Genomic DNA, 9,346 nt, shown 5'->3' on the forward strand with positions numbered 1-9,346 from the left:
TTTTAGCTATTCGTCGCCACCTTGACTTCCTCAATCTTCTTCAGAACGGAGCCGTCTTCCATCGCCTTCATGGCCTTGTCGAAGCCTTCCTTGATGCTGGCGGCCTTCTTGCTGATGTAGAGGGCGGCACCGGCGTTCAGGGCGCAAGCGTACTTGATGCCCGGGCGGCCCTTGCCGTTCAGCACGTCGAGAGCGAGATTGAAGTTGTCGACGCCCGTACCGCCGGCGAGGTCTTCGGGATCCACGGAGGGAATGCCGAAGTCCTTGGGATCGATGCGGTAAGTCTTGTACTCGCCATCTTCCAGAATTTCGGCGATGGTCGTCGGCACGCAGGGCGAAATTTCGTCGTAGCCGTCGTCACTGATGGCGACCATCACGCGCTTCGCGCCGAGGGCCTTCGCCGCCTTGGTGAACGGTTCCAGCACGGTCGTGCTATAGACGCCGAGCATCAGGTACTTGGCTTCGGCCGGGTTCGTGAGGGGGCCAAGCAGGTTCATGATGGTCTTCACGCCGAGAACGCCGCGAACCGGGCCGGCAAAGCGCATGGCACTGTGGTAGACCGGAGCCATGAGGAACACGAAGTTCGTCTTGTTGATGACGCTCGCAGCCTTGTCCGGAGTCATGTCGAGCTTGAAGCCTGCAGCCGTATAGAAGTCGGCGGCGCCGGACTTACTGGAAACCGCGCGGTTGCCGTGCTTTGCAATTTTTGCGCCACAGCTGGCAGCAATCAGGCCGGAGAGCGAGCTCACGTTGAAGCTTCCCTTGCCGTCGCCACCGGTACCCACGATGTCGGTGAGTTCGTCGCCGCTGTAGGGGAACTTGCGCTTCTTGCTGCTGAGTACCTTCGCGCAGCCGGCGATTTCATCGGCAACAGGGCCCTTGCTGGAAAGTGCCGTCAGGATTGCGGCCATCTGGCGTTCGTCCATGATGCCGTCAGTCAAGTCTTCCATGAACATTTCGGCGGTTTCGCGGCTCAAGTCCTTGCCTTCGGTAAGCGTGTTCAAGATTCCACGCACGTCAAGCGGTTCGCGACGGTAGTTGAGGAAAGCCTTGAAGAATTCGTCGGCGCGTCCGCTGGCAATGGATTCCGGGTGGAACTGCACGCCTTCAATGGGGAGTGTCTTGTGGCGAATGCCCATGATGTCGCCGTCGGTAGCGCGGGCGGTCACTTCGAAATCCGGGGAAAGCGTCGCTTCGTCAACGACCAGGCTGTGGTAACGCGTGAAGATGTTCTTCTTGCCGATGGTGCGGAAGAGTCCCTTGCCGTCCAGGTCGATTTCTTCGGCGATGCCGTGCTTGATGAACTTGGCCTGCACAATCTTTGCGCCGAAGGCATAACCGATAGCCTGGTGACCGAGGCACACACCGAGAATCGGGAGCTTGCCCGCAAAGTGCTTGATGGCTTCCACGGAGACGCCCGCGTCTTCGGGGCGGCCCGGACCCGGGCTCACAATAAGGCGGCTCGGGTTCAGCTTTTCGATGTCGGCGACGGTGCATTCGCGGCTACGGAGCACGCGGATTTCTTCGTTAGTGATTTTTGCCAACGCCTGATAGACGTTGTAAGTAAAAGAGTCGTAGTTGTCGATAATGACGATCATCTTAGTTTTCTCCTTCGAGCACGGCGCGGATGGCACCCAATTTTTCATTCGTTTCTTCAAATTCGCGGTCGGCGTTGCTGGCCGCGACAATGCCACCACCGGCCTGAAGGCTGATGGTCTTACCCTGCTTTAAGCAGCAACGGATGGCGATGCAGAAATCCAAGTCGCCATCCGATTCCATGTAGCCAACCGCACCCGCATAGAAGCGGCGCTTGACCTTTTCGAGGCCCGAAAGGATTTCAATCGCGCTGATTTTCGGGGCGCCGCTCACCGTACCGGCTGGGAAGCTGGAGCGCAGCACTTCAATCGCCTTCTTGGTCTTGGAAACCTTACCCTGCACGTCAGAGACCAGGTGAATCACGTGGCTGAACTTTTCGCATTCCATGTACTTGGTCGTTTCCACCGTGCCGGCTTCGCAGACGCGGCCGAGATCGTTACGGGCCAAGTCCACGAGCATCAGGTGTTCGGCGCGTTCCTTCGGGTCGCCCTTCAGGTTCTTCATCAGGGCTTCATCTTCGGCATCGTCCTTGCCGCGGCGGCGGGTACCTGCAATCGGGTGAATCGTTGCAATGCCTTCACGCACGCGTACGAGGCTCTCGGGCGAGGCACCGATAAACTGGTGCGTACCGTAATCAAGGAAGAACATGTACGGAGACGGGTTCACCGTGCGGAGACGGCGGTAAATGTCGAGCGCCGCGATGTCGCTTGCAAACTGGATGCGGCGAGAAGGTACCGCCTGCACAATGTTGCCGGCGATGATATGCTTCTGCAATGCTTCGACCTTTTCCACGTATTCCTTGCGGGACTGTTCCAGGTCGGTCATCGTAATGCCCTTGCCGTACTGCTGTTCCGGGGCGAGGTAGCTGAAGTCGAGGTCGGCGAGGCGGGCCTTCACCTTTTCGATGGCGGCCTTCAAATCAATCTGGTGTTCTTCGTAGTTCAGGGCGAACAGGTGAAGCTTTTCGGTAAAGTGGTCGAACACGATGTAGATGTGTCCCACCAGGAATTCAGCTTCGGGAATGTTGAGTTCGTCCACCTGCGGGGCGAGGCGGATGGTATCGCAGCGGGCACAGAATTCGTAACCGAGGTAGCCCACGCCCGAAGAAGGAATAGGAATCTGGTTGGGCGGCACCGTATTTTCGGCAGAGATCAGCGTGAGGGCGTCGAGAATGTCACCTTCGCCTTCCTTGAGGAAGGTGCTTTCCTTGCCGTCGATGATGATGCTCACGTCCTTCTCGTTCTGGCGCAGACGGAAGCCTTCGTCCACCATCAAGGTAGAGTAGCGGCTACGGCCGTGCGAGAAGCTTGCCGATTCGAAGATAGCCTTCGCACCGAGCTTCTTGCCGAGCGAAAACGGGGTGTAACGTTCGCCCGGGAGTGCCACGTAAATGCTGTCAGTACGCGGCTCGTAGCCAGGCTGTTGGGTGATGTGGTTGGCCGGTTTGTTCGGCGACTTTGATGTGTTGGTCATTTTATCCTCTGGTTTTAAATCCTTTTCCTAGTGTTTTTGTGGACAAAGGCTTTTTTTTCCCGGAGGATTTCAACGATTTTGGTAAAAGAGAAAGGCCTCCGTGAGTCCGGAAGCCTTTGCTTAAAATCTTGGGTGATTTGCGACAAATACCGGGCTCTATGTCAGAGTCCGCGCCACCAACGACGGTTAAGGGTTGCACTTGTCGTAAAATTCTTCATAGCTCCAAAAATACCAAAGCGGAAAAATATCGGCAAGGGGTCGCCCTTAAAAAAGTGAAATTTTTTTTGGGCGCTTGAACATTAATATGTAAAAGGCTACTGTTTGTGTATCCCGTTTTGTGAACATTTTTTTTGATTATTTGAATAATTCACGTGTTTACACTTTATTTTGTTGTTTTGTATCCCGAGAGCGCTCCGTTTTGAAACAAATAAACATATATTTATGCCCATGAGTCCAATTGTCGAATACAAAGACCACCGCCAGTATATTCTGGATTACTACCACGACCGCAAAAGGCGGGGCGCTTTTACCTGGCGTGCCTTTGCGGCCCAGGCCGGGTTCGGTTCGCCGGTGTACTTGAAGCTGGTCTGTGATGGCAAAAAGAATTTGAGCGCCGATGCGGTGGATCGCGTCATCAAGGCGATGTCGCTTTCGGCTTTCGAGGCGGAGTATTTTAGGGCCATGGTGGCGTTCAATTACGCCAAGGACGAGGATGCGCAAAAGGCGGCCGCCGACCAAATGCTTTTGATTGCTTCTACGCACAAAGTAAAGGTCCTGGGGGCCGACGAATTTAAGTATTTTGATTCCTGGGAAAACCCTGTTTTGCGCGAGCTGGCCCCTGCCATGCCCGGGGCAAAGCCGTTGGAAATCGCCCGTGTGTGTTCGCACGGTATCACGGCGGCCCAGGTATCGGAGGCGCTCCACTTTTTGGTGCATGCAGGATTTTTGAACAAAGACGAAAATGGGAATTACACGCAAACCGACAAGTCTATTTCGTCGGGCACGGCTGATTTTGTCCCGCTGGCGGTTCGCAAAATGCACCGGCAAATGGGCGGGTTCGCCATGGACGCCCTCGAGGACTTGCCAGTTCGCGAGAGGCAGTTTACGGGGCTCACCATGGGGGTGGCCAACGAGTCGTATGCGCGAATCCTCAAGGAGTTGGCTGATTGCCGCCAACGTATTATGGCGATAGTGACCGAGACCGACAAAACGGATCGCGTTTACCGTTTGAACATGCAGTTCTTCCCGTTGACAAACGAGATTCACGGTGGTGGAGATGGTGCACATTAGGGGGCAAAAAGAGTATGAATAGGTTAAGGGTTCTAGCAGGTTTTTTGGTAATGGCGCTGGTCGTGTACCTTGCCGCCTGTTCCTCCGATAAGGTGGCGGGTGGCGTCACCGAGGAGGCGAGCGGCGTCACCGCGAACACTCCGCCCGAGGACGGTCTTGAAGGGAATACGTCATCCAATTCTGTGATGATGTCATCTTCTGTTGCAGGCAGTTATTCTTCTTCGGCAGTCGCGATGTCGAGTTTCACGGGCGCTCCCATGTCCAGCTCCAGCATGTCTGCAAAATCCAGCTCCAGCCAGACTCTTGTTTATGTGGTGGTGGCGTTTTCCACTGCGGATCCTACCCCCTTCAATCCGGAAGAGCCCATAGGTGCTGTTGTCGGGAATCCTGCCGAGGTCGGCATATATAACTTGATTATTCCTGATGTCGCCTGGGGTTCATACGATGATCACGATCAAGGCGGTTCCTCGGTTTTGATTTTCGACGTTAATGGTCTGGAGGAACTCATCCGGGTCGATTATACACTTTATGCCGATTCCATAACGCCTTGCGTAGGGGTGTCTTTCTACGTGTGGAATGGTGAGGCTGACTCTTTGTCTGTCGATATGTTGGACTGGGATGAAATTTGCGTGTCGTATTTGGCGGATTCCCTCGATGTCGACCTGTATTTGGACGCGGCTCCAGAATTTAGCTCTCAATATGGCGAGGCATCGCTGATGACAAAGCTTTCTAAAGTTTCGAGACGTCGTCAGGGTTGCTACAAGCCATCGGAATTTGCGCTTGTTACCGATAGCGCCTCTGTTACTGCGGGTCAGGTGTTGCAAAGCGTTGGCGCCGTGCGGTTCGAGGTGTGTGGCGAGAGTGGCGCCAAGGGCGCGTTCAAAATATATTCTGTCGGTCGCAAGGTCAATAACGCGAACTGAGAATCTCTCTCAAGAGACCGCGGCACCCTTCGGTGACATCATTCCAGGTAGCATGGAAGTCTCCGGTGTACCAGGGGTCCGCGACATCTCGCGGGTGGCTTGTGTAATCCATCAATAGGCTGATTTTTGGGCTGTCGATGACGTTTGCCGGCAATATCCAGCGCAAGTTGCGCAGGTTGTTTTTGTCCATCAAAACAATGTAGTCGTAATGTTCAAAGTCGGCTTGCGTCATTTGTCGCGCGGTTTTGCCGCTGCAGTCAATGCCGTGGGCGTTCAGCATGCGCTTGGCGGGCGGGTAGACCGGATTCCCAATCTCTTCGGTGCTGGTCGCGGCGCTCGCAATTTCAAAATCGGTGGCTTGCGATGCCGGCAGTTCCTCTTGCACCAAGCGTTTCATAACGAACTCGGCCATGGGGCTTCGGCAAATGTTGCCGTGGCATACAAAAAGGATTTTAATCACGCTGTCCGCCAGTTTTCAAGTTTTTGCCTAATGTCAAAATATGACATTAAATAAACCTATCTTTATAGAAAAAAGAGAGGTCTGTTATGCTCAATGTAGAAAACTTCACCGACGTTATTCTCAAAATATTGTTGCTCGTGCCGATGGCAGTTATCTTCTTTGCACCCTCCATTGCCTTTGGCAACGTGGTGTTTGGCATTTTGGCGTGCGCCGTCTACCTTTACGAGGTGGCGCGGCTATAGTCTACGGCCCTTGAGGTCGAAGTATTTCACGTCGCCCTCGGCTTGCAGGCCCCTGCGTTTTTTGGCCTGGAGAATCTTTGCGGGCGGGGTTTCGTCCTCCTCGCCGCTCGTGGTCCCGATGTCTTTGACTTCAAAGTTGCTGGTCGCCATCCACGAGTCGGAATCGTCTACCTTGACCAGCGCCTTGTAGGTCCCTTTTTCCTTTATATCAAGCTTGCAACCTGTGGCACCTTCCATGAGGGAGCTGTCTTTGTACCAGTGGCATTCGGTCGCCGTTGCAGAGACTTCGAGGGAAGTCCCGTTTTGCTTTATGGCGGGTTTTGAAAGCGTGATGTATTTCTGGATGATTTTGGCGAGTTCGCCCGCGCCCGTGGCGTTGGGGTGCACGCTGTCGGCCAAAAACCACGAGGGTGTATTGAATTGCGAATGCAGGTCAATGATGTTGACCCCGCTTTCGAGGGCGACTTTTTTAATAAGCGGGTTAACCTGGTTTACTATGGCGGAGTCGGTGATGAACCATTCCAGGTTGTTGGAGTAGGGCTGCAGCGTGGCGTACAGTTCCGGGACCGGGTCCAGCCTTTTGAATGTGGAGAGCAGTTCCGCATAGTCCTCGGCGAGGCTTGCGAGCGTGACGCCCGCATCGTAATTGTAGTTGTAGATTCCCTTGTCAGGGTAGTGCGTCATGAGGAACTTGCTGTCGTTGGTGCCGAGTTCGATCACTACGATGTTCGGGACGCTTTCCAGGGCGCCTATGAACTTGTTCGTATTCCAGTAGCTTTGGTTCCCCTTCTTGGAGAACGTCATGCTCGAAACGCCAAAGTTCGTGACCCTGTAGTCGCTCCCTAAAAGTTCTTGCAGGTGCTGGGGGTAAGTCGTGGCCCCGTTGAGCCCGTAACCCTCGGTAATGCTGTTGCCCACGCAGGCCACGTTGGTGGCGGCGCATGTGGCAGTGGTGGCGAAAAGTACACCTAGGGCAGCCATGCCCGAAATCCAAAAATTTTTAAATCCCATGTAATACACTCCTGCTTTAAAGATAACTAAAAAAACTTCAATGGATGTAAACAAAAAACGCCCCGGGGTGCGGGGCGTCTTGAAACAGGGGGCATTTTTTGCCCCGCGGTTTAGGTTAGTACTTGTCCTTGAGCACCTGCGGGCATTCCACTTCGACGTAGTTGTGCAACGGGTTCCCTGCCGCGTGCATCCATTCGGCGAGGAAGAGGCAGCCCTTCTTGGCTTCGGCGTCGTTGCTGAACACGCTGTTGCACTTGTTCTTGAGGCAGGTCTGGGTTGCCGAGGCCTTGTAGTCGGATTCCCTTTCGCAGTCAGAGAGGAGGCCTCCGTACTGTTCGCCCTGGCCGCCCCAGCCCATGGAGGCGCAGCCGTTGAAGGCGCCCACGCCGCCGCCCGGGATCATGATGTCGAACTGGCCTTGTTCCACGTCGTGGCCGATGTTTGTGACCATAATGATAAGTTTCTTGCCTTTGATGGAGCTAATATTGATGTTGTCGCCGTACTTGCCCTTGCCGGTGAAGGTCAGCTGGTAGCACTTGCCGCACGAACCGCCGTCTGCCGCGGGCACTGCCGCGAAGGCGAAGCCCATTTCGTCGCAACCGCTGACATTGAACGGGATCTGGCTTGTGCAGGTCATCTGGGAACCGCCGCTGCAGATACTGCCGTCACTCCAGTTGCTGTTCTGGCTCTTGCCCTTGTTGGTGCACTGCCTGGAGTAGTTGCCGCCCGCATGTTCGGGCCAGGAGCAGTGAGGCTTGCAGCAGTCCCAGTAGCGGGTTGCCCAGCCGCTACCTGTTCTGCCGCCGCTCTTGGTTTTGATGGTGGGGCAGGAGCCGCCTACGCTGCTGCTGCTCTTGACAACGGAGCTGGAGGACTTTGCGGAGCTGCTGCTCTTGGGGGTGGAATTGGATGAAGTGTCACCGTCGCTACTCGAAGATTGATCGCCAGGGTCGCCGCCCACGCTGGAGGTCGGTACAGAACTGCTTGATTCGGGGCCCGTGGCCACGCCTTCGGTACATTTGTCGCCCTTGTTAAAAATGTGGGCGGTGGTCAAGTTGACTGTAGTGACGGGAACGTTATTGATATATATGACTGTAGCGCTCGGATCGGTAAAATCGGCGGTGCCAATGAGATTGTCAAACCCATCGTACACGTCCCCGGTCGAATAAATGATATAATCGCCGGTCAAGTCGTAGGCGTGCCAAGCTTCGCCACGAACTTTATATGTAGGCCAGTTGGCGACGGTGACCGGGATGGCCGAAAGGTCGATGGATTCCACGATGGTCTTGCCTTCGGCGTCCTTAATGGAGTGGGAGACCTGGTCATCGTTAAGGACCAGTTGCCCAATGGTTGTTCCTTGGGCGTCCGTGACGACCATGTCCGGGTAAATTACATACGAAGTATTACCAGCCTGAATCACCCAGGCGTCACTGCAAACAATTGGCGGCAAGGCTTCTTCATCGGTCGAAGGGGAGCTGCTGTCGGAGCAGTTCCAGGCTAAAATGGCTGCGCCAGCTAGCAAGAAGGGCTTTGAAAAAAATCTTTTCATTATCGTTTCCTCGTAATCACCCTAAACACACCCTTAAGATAAATAGATGTCTCGGTTTTTTCTTGTAAAATGTGGTTAACATGGCGATTTCTGTTCAAAATGTGTTCCCGGACACACTGAACCGTCCGAAAACCGATTGTTGATAAGTTGTGAAGAAAAAAGTTCCCAGCTTGTTTAGCAAAAATTCTGCCAAAATTTTTTTTTTGAGGTCGCCCGGTGGACGTCATGAATTTTTACAGGAAAAAAAGAACTCTTTAATCCTTTACAAGTCAAAAGTTTGCAGACCAGTAGAATGTAAAGAATTGTAAATTCTTATTCTGTAAAAAACATTTTACAAAATTTGTTAGCTGCCTTGGTTTGGTTAATTGCAGGGCTTTCGCCCTCGTTGAATAATTGTTGATAAGTTGGCGTTTTGTTTGTCGCAAAAATGTCAAAGCCTTGATTTTGAGCAAAAAAGGGCAATTGACTTTTTTGGAGGCTCGGTTATATAAAATGCTCTCCTTTAGGTCCGCCGGGTGTGTGGATAAAAGGCATTTTTCCCGTTTTTTCAAAAATTTCAAAGAAAAACGCTTGCAAATAATTATGCGTTTACTAAATTTGTGGCTCAATTTCGAGGAGTACCGCTTCCTATGCTCTTCGATATAACGGGAACCCGTATGGTTCCTTGACTTGAAGCGATAAACCTTCTGCTGAAGAAGAGGAATAAAATGGCAAAAGAACATTTTGACAGAAGCAAGCCGCACTGCAACATTGGCACCATCGGCCACGTTGACCACGGTAAAACCACCCTCACCGCCGCTAT

9 protein-coding genes are annotated in these 9,346 nt (G+C 53.4%); 4 read left to right on the top strand and 5 right to left on the bottom strand.

What is annotated here, in order from left to right:
• Positions 1-2: 2 nt before the first annotated feature.
• Both BUB55_RS06880 and BUB55_RS06885 read right to left on the bottom strand, forming a co-directional pair.
• Entirely contained in the window at positions 3-1,598 is a 1,596-nt protein-coding gene (locus tag BUB55_RS06880) for a bifunctional anthranilate synthase component II/anthranilate phosphoribosyltransferase (protein ID WP_073189399.1), read from the bottom strand.
• A 1-nt stretch (position 1,599) separates the two neighbouring features.
• Positions 1,600-3,069 carry an anthranilate synthase component I family protein gene (locus BUB55_RS06885; RefSeq protein WP_073189400.1) on the bottom strand — a complete coding sequence of 490 codons (1,470 nt, stop codon included), beginning with the start codon at positions 3,067-3,069 and terminating at the stop codon, positions 1,600-1,602.
• Between the two features lie 447 nt (positions 3,070-3,516).
• On the opposite strand from BUB55_RS06885, the gene BUB55_RS06890 reads away from it, so the two are divergent.
• Positions 3,517-4,359: a TIGR02147 family protein gene (locus BUB55_RS06890; protein ID WP_073189424.1), complete on the top strand. Its 843-nt coding sequence runs from the start codon at positions 3,517-3,519 to the stop codon at positions 4,357-4,359.
• A gap of 14 nt (positions 4,360-4,373) precedes the next feature.
• Positions 4,374-5,282 carry a hypothetical protein gene (locus BUB55_RS06895; RefSeq protein ID WP_073189402.1) on the top strand — a complete coding sequence of 303 codons (909 nt, stop codon included), beginning with the start codon at positions 4,374-4,376 and terminating at the stop codon, positions 5,280-5,282.
• On the opposite strand, the gene BUB55_RS06900 is transcribed toward BUB55_RS06895, so the two are convergent.
• Complete coding sequence (locus BUB55_RS06900) at positions 5,266-5,742, bottom strand: low molecular weight protein-tyrosine-phosphatase (protein ID WP_073189404.1); 477 nt, start codon at positions 5,740-5,742, stop codon at positions 5,266-5,268. The genes BUB55_RS06895 and BUB55_RS06900 overlap by 17 nt on opposite strands.
• Positions 5,743-5,828: 86 nt before the next feature.
• On the opposite strand from BUB55_RS06900, the gene BUB55_RS14195 reads away from it, so the two are divergent.
• Complete coding sequence (locus BUB55_RS14195; protein WP_159431939.1) at positions 5,829-5,984, top strand: hypothetical protein; 156 nt, start codon at positions 5,829-5,831, stop codon at positions 5,982-5,984.
• On the opposite strand, the gene BUB55_RS06905 is transcribed toward BUB55_RS14195, so the two are convergent.
• Positions 5,979-6,995 carry a GDSL-type esterase/lipase family protein gene (locus BUB55_RS06905; RefSeq protein WP_073189406.1) on the bottom strand — a complete coding sequence of 339 codons (1,017 nt, stop codon included), beginning with the start codon at positions 6,993-6,995 and terminating at the stop codon, positions 5,979-5,981. The genes BUB55_RS14195 and BUB55_RS06905 overlap by 6 nt on opposite strands.
• A gap of 115 nt (positions 6,996-7,110) precedes the next feature.
• Positions 7,111-8,544: a hypothetical protein gene (locus BUB55_RS06910; RefSeq protein WP_073189408.1), complete on the bottom strand. Its 1,434-nt coding sequence runs from the start codon at positions 8,542-8,544 to the stop codon at positions 7,111-7,113.
• A 707-nt stretch (positions 8,545-9,251) separates the two neighbouring features.
• Between BUB55_RS06910 and BUB55_RS06915 the strand changes: the two genes are divergently transcribed.
• A partial coding sequence (locus BUB55_RS06915; RefSeq protein ID WP_139258098.1) for a GTP-binding protein occupies positions 9,252-9,346 on the top strand: 95 nt, incomplete at its 3' end.

The organism is Fibrobacter sp. UWP2 (assembly GCF_900141705.1).
GTDB lineage: Bacteria > Fibrobacterota > Fibrobacteria > Fibrobacterales > Fibrobacteraceae > Fibrobacter.

Bases quoted from the DNA above. Each gene is read 5' to 3' on its own strand.
- BUB55_RS06890 (WP_073189424.1), top strand. From the start codon at position 3,517: ATGAGTCCAATTGTCGAATACAAAGACCACCGCCAGTATATTCTGGAT.
- BUB55_RS06905 (WP_073189406.1), bottom strand. From the start codon at position 6,995: ATGGGATTTAAAAATTTTTGGATTTCGGGCATGGCTGCCCTAGGTGTA.
- BUB55_RS06910 (WP_073189408.1), bottom strand. From the start codon at position 8,544: ATGAAAAGATTTTTTTCAAAGCCCTTCTTGCTAGCTGGCGCAGCCATT.
- BUB55_RS14195 (WP_159431939.1), top strand. From the start codon at position 5,829: ATGCTCAATGTAGAAAACTTCACCGACGTTATTCTCAAAATATTGTTG.
- BUB55_RS06895 (WP_073189402.1), top strand. From the start codon at position 4,374: ATGAATAGGTTAAGGGTTCTAGCAGGTTTTTTGGTAATGGCGCTGGTC.
- BUB55_RS06880 (WP_073189399.1), bottom strand. From the start codon at position 1,598: ATGATCGTCATTATCGACAACTACGACTCTTTTACTTACAACGTCTAT.
- BUB55_RS06885 (WP_073189400.1), bottom strand. From the start codon at position 3,069: ATGACCAACACATCAAAGTCGCCGAACAAACCGGCCAACCACATCACC.